This is a genomic window from Nocardioides gansuensis, assembly GCF_003076135.1.
Taxonomy (GTDB): domain Bacteria; phylum Actinomycetota; class Actinomycetes; order Propionibacteriales; family Nocardioidaceae; genus Nocardioides; species Nocardioides gansuensis.
In genome coordinates, this window is sequence record NZ_QDGZ01000002.1 from 88781 (window position 1) to 104501 (window position 15721).

The window sequence follows — 15721 nt, forward strand, 5'->3', positions numbered from 1 at the left end:
TCAGTCGCCGAACTCGGTGGGCTCACCGGGAGGAGTCAGCGCCCGGATGTACTGGAGTGGTCCGTGGTCGTCGAGGGAGTACAGGAAGGGGCGCAGCCGGCTGGCGATCGGGACGAGCCTCAGGCGGCGTTCGGCCCAGTCGAGCGGGACGAGTGCGAACTCGGTCAGGCCGCGGACCTGACCGGCCGCCGTCGTGTTCTGCTGCCACGGCCACTCGCCCTTGTATTCGTACTCGAGACCGAAGTGCTGGTAGCGGCCGGAGATCCGTGGTGGGAGCCGGGGCACCACGTCGCGCCGGTGGATGTATCGGATCAGCCGGTCTTGCAGGTGGCTGCCGTCGCGCAGGGTCAGGCCCGCGCAGTGGTCGGCGAAGGCGGGGGAGCCGACCATCGGCTGCCCGAAGGTGTAGACGGCGCGGAGCTTCTCGGCGATGGGCGCATAGTCGTCGTCCTCGACGAGCATGACCGCCATGAGCGCCGCCATCGCAGCACCGAGGCTGTGCCCGGTGATGTACAGGCTTTCCATCGGGTGGTCGACGGGGCTGCCGTCCTCGGTGACCGACCGGCCGTCGAGGGCGCGCTGCAACGCGGCGAGCACCTCGTGGCGGGTGGCCCGGACGTTGCGGTAGAAGCCGGCGTGGACCTCGAATCCCGCTGCCCCGGTATCGGTCTCGAGCTGGATGGTGTCCGTGTAGACGTCCAGGTCGGTGAGCCAGCTGATGACGTTGTCCGGCTCGGTGCCCCGGTAGGCCAGGATCACCACCCTCCCGTCCTCGCTCTGCACCAGGAAGGCCGTCGAGACGATGAGCATCGCGTCCACGCCGAGGGCCACCATCCGGGTGTTGTTCCGCTCCAGACCCAGCCGGGACATGATCATGGCGACCGTGTCGGCGGTGGAGTAGCCATAGCCGGCACAGGTGGCCAGCACCCGGGCCACCGTGTCGTCCGGGTGGTCGACGGTCTCGTTCAATGTTTCTGCCAGGTTCGGGTACACGGGGAACCGCGGCATGGCGGCCGGATCCTTGAGCGGTTCGAGCGCCTTCGGGTCCGGGCCCCTCGAGTCGAGGGTGAAGACACCGCTGCGTGTGGGTGGCAGCTGCCCTGGCGGGGTCGACTCGGCGGGCTTCCCCAGCGGGGAGTCGTTGTCCGTGGTGGCCTCGGTCATGGGCCGAGCCTGCCAGCCCCCGTCGACGAGGGTGTGATCCCCAGGTTACGTTCCTCGCCGGTCGTCGCGGTCCGGGTCAGCTCGGCGGCGCGTACGGCGACGGCGCCGCGCGCCTCGTCGTCGACTCGCACCCCGACGAGCTCCGCATCGAGTGCTCGAACCGGATCGGCCACCCGTCGTCGCCGGGGGTCCGCTGCCGAGCGGACTGAGGACGTCGCCCCACCAGGCCTCACCAGGAGGACTGGGTGATGCCAGGCAGCTCCCCCCGGTGGGCCAGGGTGCGCAGGTTGATGCGGGAGAGACCCACCTTGCGGACGTAGCCACGGGGGCGGCCGTCCACCTGGTCCCGGTTGCGTATACGCACGGGGCTGGCGTCTCGCGGAAGCCGGCCGAGGGCGCGGACGGCTGCTTCGCGCTCGTCCGGTGTCTGCGCGGTGCGGACGGCCTCCTTGAGGACCGCCCGGCGCTCGGCGTACCGGGCGACCGTCTGCTTGCGCCGCTCGTTGGCGATGATCTTGGAGCTCTTGGCCATCAGCGTTCCTCCCGGAAGTCGACGTGCTGGCGGATCCGCGGGTCGTACTTGCGCAGGACCATGCGGTCGGGGTTGTTGCGCCGGTTCTTCCGGGTGACGTAGGTGAATCCGGTGCCGGCGGTGGAGCGGAGCTTCACGATGGGCCGCAGGTCGTTGCCGCGCCTGGCCATCAGAGCCTCCCTCCTCGGGCGAGGATCTGGGCGACGACGGCGTCGATCCCTCGCTGGTCGATGGTCTTGATGCCGCGGGCGCTCACCGTGAGGGTGACGTGCCGGTTGAGGCTCGGCACCCAGTAGCGCTTGGACTGGACGTTGACGTTGAAGCGCCGGTTGGTCCGGCGATGCGAGTGGGAGACGTGATGACCGAAGCCGGGCTTGGCTCCGGTGACCTGGCAGATGCGTGACATGGGGTCCTCGACTGGGTGGCGGCTCAGCCCTGGCGGGTCTTGAGCCGGGGGTTCGACCTGTTGATCACGTAGGTCCGTCCGCGTCGGCGCACGACCTGGGAGCCGGGCTGGTGCTTCACGGAGCGGATGGAGTTGCGTACCTTCACGGTGTCGTCCTCTGGCGGTCTCTGGTTGTTGTGTGGGTCGCTGGGGGTCAGCGGTTGAGGTAGGGGAGGAGCGCCATCTCGCGGGCGTTCTTGATCGCGCGGGTGACCATCCGCTGCTGCTGCGGGGTCAGGCCGGTGATCCGGCGGGAGCGGATCTTGCCGCGGTCGGAGATGAAGGTGCGCAGCAGCGTGACGTCCTTGTAGTCGACGTAGGTCACGTCCGCAGCCAGCATCGGCTTCTTGCGGCCCTTGACCGTGCGGCCCGATCCCGCCTTGCGGGGCGCGGTCATCGGGCACCCCGCGGGGCGGGCTGGACGTAGCCGCGCTCGATGCCGCGCAGCAGGGCACGGGGGACGCGGTAGCTCTCGCCGTCGATCGTGACCGGGACGAGGTCGGGCGGGGTCGCCTTCCACTGTGCCCGGCGGTGCCGGGTGTTGCTTCGTGAGGTGCGGCGCTTGGGTACGGCCATGGTTGCTCCTGGCTGGGGGGTCCGTTTCGGGCTGGGGGATCGGGGTTTCGGTCAGGCGGCGTCGCGGATGTCGCCGAGCCAGGGCTCGAGGCCGTCCTCGAGGACGGCCCAGCTCCGGTGGTCGAGAAGCGCCTCGGTAGGCGTGAGCAGCAGGTCCTCGAACGCGGCGACGAGGTCGTGCGGCGGTGTCCCGAGGCCGGTGAAGATCAGCCGAGTGGCGGGCGCCCGTCGGCCCCATGGGCTGTAGGTGCCGATACTGAGCTGGCCTCCGGCTCCCGACCACTCCAGCACGTCGCCCGGACGCGTGGGGACCCAGAACGATCCACGCGAGCGGTGTGTCCCGGCGCCGAGGCGCTCGACCTGGTCCAGCAGTCGATCGGGGTGGAAGGGACGGGGCGAGGAGAGGTCCAGGCGCCAGGCGTGGCTCGGACCCAGCGCCGGCAGGTCGACCTCGAGCTCCGGGGAGCACCAGGCGTTGGTGAGGCTGTACTGGTGGCGCTGGGAGGTGACGGTGCTGTCGTCGAGCTGGTCGGCACCGGTGACGAGCGGGACCCCGGGACGGGCCAGCGCACGCACCAGATCGCTGGCCTCGGCGCCCGGGTCTGCTTCGAGCACGACGACGTCGGCGAACTCGATCTGGGCGCAGGCGACCTCGCCGACGCCGCGCTCGTCATCAGGGTGGGTGTGTACGCCGCGCTCGCGGAGCAGGTCGTCGCTGAGCAGGTCCTGGACGACATCCCCGGTCCCGACCGCCGCCACGACGCTGCTCAGCCTCAGGCGCCGGGCGAGCCTGCTGTCTGTCGCCAGGATGTGGGCGAGCTGGCCGGCCTCGGTCGCCGCCGGCAGTCCGGAGACGATGGCGCCCCACCGGTCGGCGCGTGCCAGCCGCTCGAGCGTCGGCATGATGTCCTCACGCAGCGCGCAGCTCACACACGCGTGCTCGAGCTGGATGTGCTCCTGTTCCAGGATGCCGCTGGTGTCGCTCACGGTCCGGGTGAGGACCTGGGAGTGCGGATCGATCCGGTGTCGGACCGACACCGCCCGGGGCACGTCCCAGGCCAGGCTCATCAGGGTGGTGTCCATGGCCACCGGATCCACGCCGGTGACCACCACGAGCGGGGTTCTCATGCCTTGCGCCCATAGCGCCGCTGGAACTTCTCGACCCGACCCTCGCTGTCCAGGGTGCGGGCTGTGCCGGTCCAGAACGGGTGGCTGTCACTGGAGATGTCGACATCGACGACGGGGTAGGTCGTTCCGCCGATCTCGATCACCCTGTCGATCTCCCGGCTGACCAGCGTCGACCGGGTGAGGGTCACCCGGCCGGTGGCTCGGTCCCGGAACGCCACGGGTCCGTACGGGGGATGGATCCCTTGCTTCACGCCGCCTCCTGCAAACGAGAATCGTTATCAGTAAGCGTCAGGGTGCCAGCCCGTCAGTTCGGGTCGCGCCGAGAGGGTCAGGCGGCGTCGTGCTCCGGCAGGTGTGACGCCCAACGCGTTCCCTGCTCGTAGCCGAGGGGGTAGACGTCGTGAGCCCGTCGTGGGTCGAAGAGGCTGAGCAGGTGCCGGCCGGCGAGGCGGGCGATCTCCCGGTGGGGACGGATCACATCCACCACGCACCCGGGATGCCGGTGACGCCAGCGGCCCAGCTCACGGTCGAGGAGGAGGTCCGCCGCCCGCCCCACCGGCCCCAGCACGGCCCCTGCCAGCGGGGCGACGACGATCACGCGATCGGCACCGGGAACCGAGTCCACCGAGGTCGCCGACCAGACTCCTCCGTCGATGTAGAGCCGCCCATCGACCCGGTGCGGTGGCAACAGCCCCGGCACCGCCGAGGATGCGGCGACGAGGTCGGCCAGCGCAAGGGCGCCTCCGTCGAGAACATGACGACGCCCGGTGGACAGGCACACCGCAGAGGCCGAGACCAGCGGGTGCCGTGCCTCGCCGAACAGCTCGCGGGCCAGGGCGGCGACCACCCCGGGACGCAGGTTGGGGACGTGAACGACGCGGGCGCGGGAGAACGTGTCGAAGCCGAGCCCCAGGGCCATCGCCGCAGCGGTCCACGAACCGGCCGAGGTCCCCAACGCCGGTGCGGTGTCCACCGGCAGGCCCGCGTCGAGCAGACCGGCAGCAATCCCGGCGGTGTAGGCGATGCCGAAGAGCCCACCTCCGCCGTAGACCATCGCCAGGGGCGGCCGCGTCGGCTGGCCGGGCATGCCGTCAGGCCCGAGGTCCCCGACGTTGCTGGGACCGGACATGCGGTCACCCCCTCCGCCTCAAGGATGAGGCGTGCACGTCCCCCGACGGCATAGGCCGCTCGGGCACTTTCGGGGACAGATTCGGTGTAGTCCGCTCGGATCAGCCGGCCTGGCTGACCTGGACTAGCTCGGCCAGCGCATCGGAGAGGTAACCGATGAGGTTCCACGCGTCCGGGACCAGTTCGCGGCAGGCGATGAGGCCGAAGTCGAGCGCGCCGTTGTAGGAGAACAGGGTGATGTTGAGCGCGCCGGTCAGATCGGAGACCGCCGAGACCGGGTAGACGCCCTCGACCCTGGCTCCAGCGACGTAGAGCGGGACCTGGGGCCCGGGGACGTGGCTGATCATGAGGTTGAACGGCGGACCTGGCACGGTGGCCAGGTTGAACAGCGAGCGAGCGGCCAGGCCGGAGCCGGCCGTGGGCATCAGCAGCGACAGGTCGCTCAGGAGGGTCGGCGGCACGGCACCGAACCGCGCCTTGGCCAGCTCCATGGACGCGCGGGTGGCCTCGAGGCGAGCCTCCGGGTCGGCGAGATGGGTGGGCAGCTCGGCGAGCATCACCGAGATCTGGTTGGCGGCAGAGCCCTCCTGGCCGCGCCGCCGTACCGAGACCGGGACAGCGGCGACCAGAGGCGTCTGGGGCAACGCGTCGTGGTCCAGCAGCCACCGGCGCAGGGCCGCGGTGCACAGCACCATCGCGATGTCGTTCACCGTGCCGCCGTACCGCCGGCGCACCGTCTTGATGTCGGCCAACGGCACCGAGCCGAACGAGAACCGGCGATGGGCTGTGATCGGTCCGTTCAGGGGAGTGCGGGGCGCCTTGAGGTCGCGGGAGGTGGCGCTCACCTGAGCACGCCTCTCCGCGCCGGTGAGTCGCGCCACCAACGACGCGGCGTCGCTGATGCCCCGGACGACGCCGTGGGAGCCGGCGCCGGGCAACTGATCCAGATGACGCAGCGCCAGGGGCACGGTCCGGGCGATCTGCGCCTGGTCGGAAAGCATCGAGGCCAGGCCGCGCCCGAGCAGGTCCCGCCGGGAGGGAAGCGGCCTCGGGTCGAAACGCTCGTCCTCCGGCTCGACCTGGCGCGGCGTCGGACGGATGTCGAGCAGCGTCGACAGGAGCTCGGCGCCCGACACGCCGTCGATCGCCGCGTGGTGGACCTTCGAGTAGACCGCCGCCCGGCCATCGGTCAGGCCGGTGATCACGTAGAGCTCCCACAGCGGCCGCTGCCGGTCGAGCGCCCGAGCATGGAGCCGGGCGACCTGCTCACCCAGCTGTGCGGCGGATCCGGGCTGCGGAATCGCCAGCTCCCGGATGTGGAACTCGAGATCGAAGTACGGGTCGTCGACCCAGTAGGGGCGGGTGAGCCCGAAGGGCACCTCTGCCAGTCGCTGCCGGAAGATCGGCACGAGGTGCAGTCTCGACTCGATCAGCGCCCGGACGGTGTCGACGGTCCACCGGTCTCCATCCCCGGTGGGGGGATCGACGACGACGAGACTGCCGACGTGACCCACCGTGGTCGGAGACTCGATCATCAGGAACTGGGCGTCCAGCGGCGACAACTGGTGCATGCGGGACCTAGACCCGCCCGCTCGCTCTACCGACGAACACTGTTCCCCACCTTCCCCCGGGTGGACCGATCCACGGCCACCCCTCCGAGCCACCCGGAGAGGCTGTCACACACGGACGCTACGGGCCAGTCACCTCGGGCGGCGCCTCCGACGACCATTGCGGGTGCGGCGCCGCCGGGAACAGCATGGGGGATGGCACCGCAGGGGACCGGCCGGCTGCGCGTCGGGCTGGTCGTGGGTGTGGTGGTGGCCGTTGCCGTGGGCTGGGGGATGGTGGTCGGAGCGATGTGGGGACTGCAGCGACAGCTGATCTACTTCCCCAACCGGTCCCCGGTGCCACCGGCGGTTGATGTGCTCGCGGGGGCGCGCGACGTCAGCCTGCACACAGCAGACGGCGTCACACTCGGCGCCTGGTTCGTACCCGGCCGCGCTCCGCGTGACCGGGGCATGGCGGTGCTCGTGGCACCGGGCAACGCCGGCAACCGGCTCGGGCGCGCGGACTTCGCCGAGCAGCTGAGCCGCCGCGGGCTGGCAGTGCTGCTCCTCGACTACCGCGGGTACGGCGGCAACCCGGGCTCGCCGAGCGAGGAGGGGCTGCTCGCGGATGCGCGAGCCGGCGCCCGCACGCTGGAAGCGCTCGGCTTCCCGCCGGAGCGCACCCTCTACTTCGGGGAGTCGCTCGGCGCGGGTGTGGTCGCCGCTCTCGCGGCCGAACGTCCGCCGGCTGGCCTGGTGCTGCGCTCCCCGTTCCCCGAGTTGGCCGATGTCGGCTCCCACCACTACCCGTGGCTGCCGGTGCGAGCGCTCCTGCGCGACCGCTTCCCCGTCCTCGACCACGTGAGGCACAGCGACGTGCCCGTGACCGTGCTGTACGGCGACCGGGACGGCGTCGTGCCCTCCCGGCTCAGCGCCCAGGTCGCCGCCGGAGCCCAGTCCCTGTTCGAGAAGGTGGTGCTGCCGGGCGCCAACCACAACGACCCGGTGATGTTTGGTCCCAGGGTTGCCGAGGCGGTGGCACGCCTCGCCGACTCGACCGGCCCGGGAGACTGAATGCCAGGCAGGTCAGGACCCGGATGTCGTGAGGTCCTGCCAGCCGAGCGCGGTGGCCACGGTACGACGACCAAGCGAGGCGGGGTCCTCGGGCGTGCCGCGGAGGAGGCTGCTGAGCACGCCGTTGTAGACCAGCGTCACGGTCGCGACGATCTCATCGGACCTCTCTGGGTCCGCGGCCTCGGCGTACCGGCGAAGCCGCTCCTGCAGCAGGGCGTTGTCACGCGAGACAAGCTGGGCAGGCACATCGTCAGCGATCGGGCGCTCCGAGGCCGTGGCCAGGAAGCAGCACCACTGGGCTGGTCCTGCCTTCGCCCGGAAGGCGGTCACGGCATCGAAGATCGCAAGCACCTTTCCTCGCTGGTCCTCGGTCGCGTCGATCTGGGTCTGCCAGGCCCCGTCCCACGCTTCGAGTCGTCGCGAGAGGACGGCCCCGATCAGACCGTCCTTGCTGCCGAAGTGCTTGTAGAGGGTCACGACCGAGACGCCGGCCTCGCGCGCGACGGCGTCGACACTGGTGACGGCGATGCCATCGGAGAAGAACAACCGCTCGGCGGCGTCAAGGGTCTGCTTGCGGGTGTCGGCGCGAGCCATGGCTCGTAGTGTAACGTGCGTTTCATGTCGCAGGTGAAACGGTCGCTTCATCCGGAGCTGGTCCGAGGGGCGGCGCTCACCGTGTTCGGGACGCTGCTGATTGCAGCGACCTACGGGATGGCCCGGTTCGGGGTCGGTCTGCTGCATCCTGCGATGGCCGTCGAACGACCTGGTGTCGCGGCAGCGCTGCCGTCGGCGGCCACCGCGCAGTTCGTCTCGTACTGCCTGGCCGCGGGGCTGGCTGCACCCTTCGTGCCGCGCCGATCCCGCGTCGTTGCCGGAGTCGCCGGCGTGGTGGCCGGGGTGGGGTGTCTGGGGCTCGCGGTGAGCACGTCGGCCGGCTGGTTCGTCGCCAGTGCGTTCGTCGGTGGGGCCGGCGCTGGTCTCGCCTCTCCGGCGTTGGTTGGGCTCCTGGACGCGGTCGTGCCACCTCGGCTGGCCAGCGCTGCCCAAGCCACGGTCAACGCCGGCACCGCCGTCGGCGTGATGGGTGCCGGTGTGCTCGCCGGCGCCCTCGATGCTCCGAGCGTTGCCTGGCCGATCATGGCAGTGCTGTGCCTGGCGCCAGCGGCCGTGGTCGTGGTGCTGACCTCCGGGACGGTGCTCGCTGATACCCCCGCACCGCGCACAGAAGGTCGCATGCCCAACCTGACGCTGCCGATCGCGGCCGCGGTCGGTGCCGGCGTGATCTCGGCAGCGGTGTGGACCTACGGGCCGACCGAAGTGGTGGCCCGCGGGGCGCTCGAACCCGGCCAGGTCGGACTTCTGTGGATGGCGCTCGGGCTGGGCGGAGTCGCGGGCGCCTTCATCGACGGGGTGGTGTCGCGATGGGGCCCCCGGACAGCGTTCCTGCTCTTCACCGCCACCTTGGTGGTCGGCTCGATCGGCGTGCTGGCGCCGAACCTCGGAGGCTGGTGGTGGCCGCTTACCGGGGCAGCGGTCTTTGGAGCCGCCTACATGGCACTGAGCGGCGTCCTGATCCTGTGGGGCCGCCTGCTCGACCCGCCTCGCGGCGCTGCGATCACGGCCTGGCTCTTCATTGCCCTGGCGATCGGTCAGGCAATCGGGGCACAGGCTCTGGGGTCGGTGTTCGGCTGAACAGCCGAGCTTCCGGCGCGACGTCGCATCGACGACGACAGTGGTCGCCAGGCCCTTGAGCCCGCGGCGGCTTCCTGCCACAGTGAGAGCACCAGCGTGGGTGACCCTCGGTCGGGGAGTGACATGGACGTCATGGCTCAGGTGGAGTGGCAGTCAGAGGGGCGCGCCAGCGCTCTGTTCGAGCTCGTGGCGAGCGGCAGTCCACCGGGAGTCCCTGTGGCCCGGGTGGCCGCGGAGCCCGTCGAGGCGATCAGTGATCAGGCCCCACCGACCGGCGCGCCGCCCCCGGATCAGCCAGACCGCTTGGCGTAGTCCGCCACCCAGGTCACGAGCGGCAGCAGCAGCTCCACGAACTCTCGCCCGTCCTCGGTCAGGCTGTAGTCGACGCGAGGCGGGATGGTCGGCTGCGCTTCGCGGTGGACCAGCCCGTCCGCCTGCAGTGTCTTGAGGGTCTGGGCCAGCATCTTCTCGCTGATCCCGGTCGCCCGCCGGCGGAGCTCGCCCCAGCGCTGCGTGCCGTCGGCGAGGGCGACGAGCACGAGCACACCCCACTTGCTGGTGACGTGGTCCAGGAGCACCCGCGTGGCACAGCCGGGCGCGAACTCACGCTCGCCCAGCGACGAGTCCAGCGGATCACTTACTTCCATGTAGGTACCTTACCTGAAAGTGCGTACGGCGTCACGGGAAGCGTGGGCGGGTGGAGCCGGTTGGACGGGGTGCAGACATCCCCATCGCCCCAAAGGAGCACCCATGAGCTACGTCATCACCGGCGCCACTGGCAATCTCGGCCGTCTCGTCGTCGAGTCCCTCATCGCCCGCGGCGTCGCGGCCTCCGACATCGTCGCCACCGGCCGCGACGTGTCCCGCCTGGACGACCTCGCGGCACGCGGCGTACGGACCCAGGCCGTGGACCACGACGACCCGGAGTCCCTGCATGGCGTGATCGGGAAGGGGGACCGGGTGCTCCTCGTCTCGGGTCCCGTGTTCGGGCTCCGGATGGCCCAGCACGCGAACGTCATCGACGCCGCCAAGGAGGCAGGCGCGGAGCTCGTGGCCTACACCAGCATCGCGAGGGCCGACGCCCACGACATCGCGCTCGCCGAGGACCACCAGGCGACCGAGCGGCTGCTGGCCGACTCCGGGCTCCCGCACGCGCTGCTGCGCAACAGCCTCTACCTCGACCTCTACACCGAGCAGGTCCCCGTGTACGTCCAGCACGGCGCGGTCGTCGGCAGCGCCGGCACGGGTCGACAGAGCGCGGCTGCCCGCAGCGACCTCGCGGAGGCTGCGGCCGCGGTCCTCCTGAGCGACAGCCCCGAGGGCGTCTACGAGCTCGGCGGCGACGAGGCGTTCACCTTCGAGGAGCTGGCTGCCACGGTCAGCGAGGTCACCGGCGAGGACGTCGTCTACCGCGACCTCCCGGTCGAGCAGTACGCGCAGGTCCTGGAGGGCGCCGGCCTGCCCACGCCCGTCGCGCACGTGCTCGCCGACTCCCACCGCGGCATCGCCAGCGGCCGTCTCGAGGTGACCACCGGTGACCTCAGCCGCCTGCTCGGCCGGCCCGCCACGTCGCTGCGGGAGGCCGTCGAGGCCGTCGCGGCCGGCTAGCCACCGCGGCCGAGGCCCTCGACTCCCTCCGGAGCCGAGGGCCACGGCCGGACCTCGCGGTCCTGCAGTACGCCGTGAGGTCCTAGACTCTGCGGCGCCAGCACCCGAACACCCCCGGCACCAGGAGCAGACATGGCTGACAACCACGGCAACACCCCGGCTGCATGGACGGCGGTCGCCGTGGCGATGCTCGGCTTCGTGGTCGGCGGCATCGCGCTGATGCTCTCGCCGGTGAACATGACCCTCTTCTGGATCGGCATCGCCCTCGGCGTCATCGCGTTCCCGCTCTTCCTGGTGATGGCCAAGATGGGCTTCCACGGCTCGCGCGACCACCACTGACCCCGATCACGACCGAGGACGGCCGGCGCCCGCGCCTCGGAACCGCCGTCGGACCACTCGGGTCCGGGTGAGAGGCTGGGGCACATGTCCGTGCTCGACCAGATCGTCTCCGGCGTGCGCGAGGACCTCGCACGCCGGGAGGCGGCCACGCCCCTCGCGGACCTGCGTGCCGCGCTCGCCGACGTCGCGCCGCCGCGCGACCCGATGCCGCACTTCCGCGAGCCCGGCTCCAGCGTGATCGCGGAGGTCAAGCGGCGCAGCCCCAGCAAGGGCGACCTCGCCGACATCCCCGACCCCGCGGCCCTCGCGGCGGCCTACGAGCGCGGGGGAGCGGCGGCCATCTCCGTGCTCACCGAGGAGAGGCGCTTCGGCGGCAGCCTGGACGACCTGCGCGCCGTACGCTCCGCCGTCGACACCCCCCTCCTGCGCAAGGACTTCATCGTCACCAGCTACCAGCTCGTCGAGGCCCGGGCCGCCGGCGCCGACCTCGCCCTGCTGATCGTCGCGGCGCTCGACGACGAGACGCTGCACAGGCTCTACGACGAGGCGCGGGACCTCGGGCTGACCGTCCTGGTCGAGGTGCACGACGAGCGGGAGACCGAGCGGGCCGTCGAGCTCGGCGCCGAGCTGGTCGGCGTCAACGCCCGCAACCTCAAGACCCTGGCCGTCGACGACGACACCTTCGGCCGCCTGGCGCCGCTGGTCCCCGGTGACCGTGTCCTGGTCGCCGAGTCCGGCATCAGCGGCCCCGACGACGTCAAGCGGTTCGTCTCCGAGGGCGCCCGCGCGGTGCTCGTCGGCGAGGCGCTGGTGAGGGAAGGCGACCCCGAGACCGCAGTGCGAGCGATGACAGGAGTGCGATGAGCGTGCAGCAGTGGGATGCCGACGAGCACGGGTGGTTCGGCGACTCCTGGGGCGGGCGGTTCATGCCCGAGGCCCTGGTCGCCGCCCTCGACGAGCTCACGGACGCCTGGCAGACGGCGATGGCGGACCCCGGGTTCGTCGCCGAGTTCGAGGCGATCTGCCGTGACTACGCGGGCACGCCCAGCCGGCTCTACCACGCCGAGCGGCTGTCCGAGAAGGTCGGCGCCCGCATCCTCCTCAAGCGCGAGGACCTCAACCACACGGGCGCGCACAAGGTCCGCAACGTGCTCGGCCAGGCACTGCTGACCCGCAAGATGGGCAAGACCCGCGTCATCGCAGAGACCGGCGCAGGGCAGCACGGCGTGGCCAGCGCGACCGCCGCGGCCTACTTCGGCCTCGACTGCACCGTCTACATGGGTGCCGTCGACACCCGGCGGCAGGCGCTCAACGTCGCGCGGATGCAGCTGCTCGGCGCCAAGGTGATCCCGGTCGAGTCCGGCAGTGCCACGCTCAAGGACGCCATCAACGAGGCGCTGCGCGACTGGGTCGCGAGCGTCGACCACACGGCCTACCTCTTCGGGACCGCTGCCGGCCCGCACCCGTTCCCGAGCATGGTCCGCGACTTCACCCGCGGCATCGGCGACGAGGCACGGGCCCAGTGCCTGGAGCAGTACGGCGTCCTCCCGGACGCCGTCGCGGCGTGCGTCGGCGGGGGCTCCAACGCGATCGGCCTGTTCACCGCCTTCCTCGACGACCCCGAGGTCGCCATCTACGGCTTCGAGCCGGGCGGTGACGGCGTCGAGACCGGCCGCCACGCCGCGACGATCCACGCGGGGGAGAGCGGGGTGCTCCACGGCGCCCGCACGTATGTCCTGCAGGACGAGGACGGCCAGACCATCGAGTCCCACTCGATCTCCGCCGGCCTCGACTACCCCGGGGTCGGCCCGCAGCACGCCCACCTCGCGCAGACCGGTCGCGCGGCCTACATCCCCGTCACGGACGCGGAGGCCATGGACGCGCTGGCGCTGCTGGCGCGCACCGAGGGCATCATCCCGGCCATCGAGTCGGCCCACGCGGTCGCCGGCGCACTGGACGTGGCCCGCAAGCTGGCCGAGGAGAAGGGCCCCGACGCCACGGTCCTGATCAACCTCTCCGGCCGGGGCGACAAGGACATGGGCACGGCCATCGAGTGGTTCGGGCTGGGCGACGCGGAAGCCGACGACACCGACGGGGGACAGGCATGAGCAGCGCCACGACGGCCTTCGAGAAGTGCCGCGCCGAGGGGCGCGCCGCGCTCGTCGGCTACCTGCCGGCCGGCTTCCCGACCGTCGACGGGTCGATCGAGGCGATGAAGGCGATGGTCGACGCCGGCTGCGACGTCATCGAGGTCGGCCTGCCCTACAGCGACCCGGTGATGGATGGCCCGACCATCCAGGCCGCCGCACAGCAGGCCCTCGAGGGCGGCATCCGCACCCGCGACGTGCTGCGCGTCGTCGAGGCGGTCGCCGGCACCGGCGTGCCGACGCTCGTGATGACCTACTGGAACCCGATCGAGCGCTACGGCGTCGAGACGTTCGCCGCCGACCTGGCCGGCGCCGGCGGAGCCGGGCTGATCACCCCGGACATCACGCCCGACTTCGGACAGGACTGGATCGCCGCGGCCGACGCCCACGACCTCGACAAGGTCTTCCTCGTCGCGCCCAGCTCCACCGACGCCCGCATCGCCATGACGACCGCGGCCTGCCGCGGGTTCGTCTACGCCACCGCCGTGATGGGCGTGACCGGAGCGCGCACGACGACGAGCGACCTGGCTGGCCCGCTGGTCTCCAGGACCCGGGCACTCAGCCCGTCTGAAGGGGCCGACCTCCCCGTCGGGGTCGGCCTCGGCGTGAGCAACGGCGACCAGGCGGCCGAGGTCGCGTCGTACGCCGATGGCGTGATCGTGGGCTCGGCGTTCGTGCGCGCCCTCCTCGACCACGCCGACGACCCGTCAGCCGGCATCGCCGCGCTGCGCACGCTGACCGAGGACCTTGCGGAGGGCGTCCGGCGTGCGTGACCGGCTCCCGCCGCTGGCGGCTGCGGTCCTGGCAGCCGCCGTCCTGCTGACCTCCTGCTCGTCCGGCACCGAGGAGACCGGCGAGCTCGCCGGCAACGTCCTCGACCCGCCGTTCACCGTCGACGGCACACCGCTCGTGGCCGACGACGGCTCGCCGTACAGCCTCACCGAGGACACCGACAAGCCGCTGACCCTGGTCTTCTTCGGCTACACCAACTGCCCCGACATCTGCCAGCAGGTGATGTCCACGCTCGCCCTGGCGAAGAACCGGCTGGCCGAGGCGGACGCCGAGCGCCTCGACGTGGTCTTCGTGACCACCGACCCGGCACGCGACGACGAGGAGGCGGTCGGGCACTACGCCGACCAGTACGACGAGTCGTTCATCGGGGTCACCGGTGAGCTGGACACCATCGTCGACGTCGCCGAGCCGCTCGGCATCGCCGTGGAGAAGGGCAAGAAGCTGCCGAGCGGCGGCTACGAGGTCACCCACGGCACGCAGGTGGTGGGCATCGACGGCTCCGACCAGGCCCCGATCTACTGGAACGCGGACGTCTCCCAGGCCGAGCTGGCCGCCGACATCCACACGCTGCTCGACGACTGACGAAGGACCACCGTGACCCTGCTGTCGATCCCCAGCCCCGGCGAGAGCATCTGGTACCTCGGCCCGGTCCCGATCCGGGCCTACGCGCTGTGCATCATCGCCGGCATCGTGGTGGCCATCTGGATCGGCGAGCGCCGCTGGGTCGCCCGAGGCGGCAAGGCCGGCGAGGTGAGCGACCTGGCCGTCTGGGGGGTGCCGTTCGGGCTCGTCGGCGGCCGGCTCTACCACGTGATCACCGACTGGCAGCTCTACTTCGGCGAGGGCCAGAACCCCGTGACCGCGCTCTACATCTGGCGCGGCGGCCTCGGCGTGTGGGGCGCAATCGCACTGGGGGCGCTCGGCGTGGTGATCGGCGCCCGGCTGCGCGGCATCCGGCTGCTGCCCATGCTGGACGCCATCGCGCCCGCCGTGCTCGTCGCCCAGGCCATCGGCCGGTGGGGCAACTGGTTCAACCAGGAGCTCTTCGGCCGGCCCACCGACCTGCCCTGGGCGCTGGAGATCGACCCGATGCACCGGCCCGAGGGCTACCCGCTGAACGAGACGTTCCACCCGACCTTCCTCTACGAGTCCCTGTGGAACCTCGCCGCCTTCGCGGTCATCATCTGGGCGGACCGCCGCTTCCGCCTCGGCCACGGCCGGGTGGCCGCCCTCTACGTGATGCTCTACACGCTCGGGCGGGGCTGGATCGAGAACCTGCGGATCGACGACGTCCAGCTCGTGGACGTGGCCGGGCTCCGGCTGAACGTGTGGACCTCGATCGTGCTGTTCACGCTGGCCACGGCGTACTTCGTGTGGGCCACGCGCCGCCACCCCGGCCGCGAGGAGCGGGTCTACCGCGACGAGACGACGGCCACGGACGTCGCCTCCCGGTGATAGATTCGTCCTCGCTCGGGCCAACGCCGTCCCCTGCCGATCGCCATATCCACCGCTGACGCTGCCCTCTGAACACAACTGGGCCGCGTCGGCG

General features: G+C 71.4%; 22 protein-coding genes. 9 read left to right on the forward strand and 13 right to left on the reverse strand.

The genetic code is table 11. The annotated features are described in order from the left end of the window. The 11 genes from DDE18_RS04680 to DDE18_RS04730 form a co-directional block, all read right to left on the reverse strand. On the reverse strand, nucleotides 1-1164 hold the full coding sequence (locus tag DDE18_RS04680) for a lipase family protein (RefSeq protein WP_116571101.1): 1164 nt from the start codon (nucleotides 1162-1164) through the stop codon (nucleotides 1-3). Between the two features lie 229 nt (nucleotides 1165-1393). Beyond that, complete coding sequence (gene rpsN, locus DDE18_RS04685; RefSeq protein ID WP_116571102.1) at nucleotides 1394-1696, reverse strand: 30S ribosomal protein S14; 303 nt, start codon at nucleotides 1694-1696, stop codon at nucleotides 1394-1396. Then, a complete protein-coding gene (rpmG, locus tag DDE18_RS04690; protein ID WP_116571103.1) occupies nucleotides 1696-1866 on the reverse strand; it encodes a 50S ribosomal protein L33 in 171 nt (56 codons plus the stop codon). The genes rpsN and rpmG overlap by 1 nt, the downstream gene beginning before the upstream one ends. Then, nucleotides 1866-2102, reverse strand: a complete 237-nt coding sequence (rpmB, locus tag DDE18_RS04695; RefSeq protein WP_116571104.1) for a 50S ribosomal protein L28 — start codon at nucleotides 2100-2102, stop codon at nucleotides 1866-1868. The genes rpmG and rpmB overlap by 1 nt, the downstream gene beginning before the upstream one ends. Nucleotides 2103-2125: 23 nt before the next feature. Then, nucleotides 2126-2248, reverse strand: coding sequence for a type B 50S ribosomal protein L36 (gene ykgO / locus DDE18_RS04700; protein ID WP_116571105.1), 123 nt, complete (start codon nucleotides 2246-2248; stop codon nucleotides 2126-2128). Between the two features lie 47 nt (nucleotides 2249-2295). Beyond that, a complete protein-coding gene (gene rpsR, locus DDE18_RS04705; protein ID WP_245916490.1) occupies nucleotides 2296-2481 on the reverse strand; it encodes a 30S ribosomal protein S18 in 186 nt (61 codons plus the stop codon). 53 nt (nucleotides 2482-2534) lie between these two features. Then, entirely contained in the window at nucleotides 2535-2717 is a 183-nt protein-coding gene (rpmF, locus tag DDE18_RS04710) for a 50S ribosomal protein L32 (RefSeq protein ID WP_116571107.1), read from the reverse strand. Between the two features lie 51 nt (nucleotides 2718-2768). Continuing rightward, a complete protein-coding gene (locus DDE18_RS04715; protein WP_116571108.1) occupies nucleotides 2769-3845 on the reverse strand; it encodes a CobW family GTP-binding protein in 1077 nt (358 codons plus the stop codon). Continuing rightward, the gene (locus tag DDE18_RS04720; RefSeq protein WP_116571109.1) at nucleotides 3842-4096 is read right to left on the reverse strand and encodes a type B 50S ribosomal protein L31; all 255 of its coding nucleotides are present in this window, start codon (nucleotides 4094-4096) and stop codon (nucleotides 3842-3844) included. The genes DDE18_RS04715 and DDE18_RS04720 overlap by 4 nt, the downstream gene beginning before the upstream one ends. 77 nt (nucleotides 4097-4173) lie before the next feature. Continuing rightward, nucleotides 4174-4974, reverse strand: coding sequence for a patatin-like phospholipase family protein (locus DDE18_RS04725; RefSeq protein WP_116571110.1), 801 nt, complete (start codon nucleotides 4972-4974; stop codon nucleotides 4174-4176). A gap of 100 nt (nucleotides 4975-5074) precedes the next feature. Continuing rightward, nucleotides 5075-6544 (reverse strand): WS/DGAT/MGAT family O-acyltransferase, encoded by a 1470-nt coding sequence (locus DDE18_RS04730; RefSeq protein WP_116571111.1) that lies wholly within the window; start codon nucleotides 6542-6544, stop codon nucleotides 5075-5077. Between the two features lie 192 nt (nucleotides 6545-6736). Here DDE18_RS04730 and DDE18_RS04735 point away from each other — a divergent pair, with 192 nt between their 5' ends. Further along, nucleotides 6737-7594: an alpha/beta hydrolase gene (locus DDE18_RS04735; RefSeq protein ID WP_170313265.1), complete on the forward strand. Its 858-nt coding sequence runs from the start codon at nucleotides 6737-6739 to the stop codon at nucleotides 7592-7594. Nucleotides 7595-7606: 12 nt separating this feature from the next. On the opposite strand, the gene DDE18_RS04740 is transcribed toward DDE18_RS04735, so the two are convergent. Then, nucleotides 7607-8188 (reverse strand): TetR/AcrR family transcriptional regulator, encoded by a 582-nt coding sequence (locus DDE18_RS04740; RefSeq protein WP_165821039.1) that lies wholly within the window; start codon nucleotides 8186-8188, stop codon nucleotides 7607-7609. A 24-nt stretch (nucleotides 8189-8212) separates the two neighbouring features. Here DDE18_RS04740 and DDE18_RS04745 point away from each other — a divergent pair, with 24 nt between their 5' ends. Then, the gene (locus DDE18_RS04745; protein WP_116571112.1) at nucleotides 8213-9286 is read left to right on the forward strand and encodes an MFS transporter; all 1074 of its coding nucleotides are present in this window, start codon (nucleotides 8213-8215) and stop codon (nucleotides 9284-9286) included. A gap of 290 nt (nucleotides 9287-9576) precedes the next feature. Here the strand turns inward: DDE18_RS04745 and DDE18_RS04755 are convergent, their stop codons facing one another. Continuing rightward, entirely contained in the window at nucleotides 9577-9933 is a 357-nt protein-coding gene (locus DDE18_RS04755; protein ID WP_116571114.1) for a winged helix-turn-helix transcriptional regulator, read from the reverse strand. Between the two features lie 103 nt (nucleotides 9934-10036). Between DDE18_RS04755 and DDE18_RS04760 the strand changes: the two genes are divergently transcribed. The 7 genes from DDE18_RS04760 (at nucleotide 10037) to lgt (ending at nucleotide 15627) form a co-directional block, all read left to right on the forward strand. Beyond that, on the forward strand, nucleotides 10037-10894 hold the full coding sequence (locus DDE18_RS04760) for an NmrA family NAD(P)-binding protein (protein ID WP_116571115.1): 858 nt from the start codon (nucleotides 10037-10039) through the stop codon (nucleotides 10892-10894). Between the two features lie 132 nt (nucleotides 10895-11026). Further along, nucleotides 11027-11233, forward strand: a complete 207-nt coding sequence (locus DDE18_RS04765) for an HGxxPAAW family protein (protein WP_116571116.1) — start codon at nucleotides 11027-11029, stop codon at nucleotides 11231-11233. Between the two features lie 84 nt (nucleotides 11234-11317). Further along, nucleotides 11318-12097 carry an indole-3-glycerol phosphate synthase TrpC gene (trpC, locus tag DDE18_RS04770; RefSeq protein WP_116571117.1) on the forward strand — a complete coding sequence of 260 codons (780 nt, stop codon included), beginning with the start codon at nucleotides 11318-11320 and terminating at the stop codon, nucleotides 12095-12097. Next, on the forward strand, nucleotides 12094-13341 hold the full coding sequence (gene trpB, locus DDE18_RS04775; RefSeq protein ID WP_116571118.1) for a tryptophan synthase subunit beta: 1248 nt from the start codon (nucleotides 12094-12096) through the stop codon (nucleotides 13339-13341). The genes trpC and trpB overlap by 4 nt, the downstream gene beginning before the upstream one ends. Further along, nucleotides 13338-14153: a tryptophan synthase subunit alpha gene (trpA, locus tag DDE18_RS04780; protein ID WP_116571119.1), complete on the forward strand. Its 816-nt coding sequence runs from the start codon at nucleotides 13338-13340 to the stop codon at nucleotides 14151-14153. The genes trpB and trpA overlap by 4 nt, the downstream gene beginning before the upstream one ends. Then, nucleotides 14146-14754 carry an SCO family protein gene (locus tag DDE18_RS04785; protein ID WP_245916450.1) on the forward strand — a complete coding sequence of 203 codons (609 nt, stop codon included), beginning with the start codon at nucleotides 14146-14148 and terminating at the stop codon, nucleotides 14752-14754. The genes trpA and DDE18_RS04785 overlap by 8 nt, the downstream gene beginning before the upstream one ends. A gap of 12 nt (nucleotides 14755-14766) precedes the next feature. Further along, the gene (lgt, locus tag DDE18_RS04790) at nucleotides 14767-15627 is read left to right on the forward strand and encodes a prolipoprotein diacylglyceryl transferase (protein WP_116571121.1); all 861 of its coding nucleotides are present in this window, start codon (nucleotides 14767-14769) and stop codon (nucleotides 15625-15627) included. Nucleotides 15628-15721: the final 94 nt, after the last annotated feature.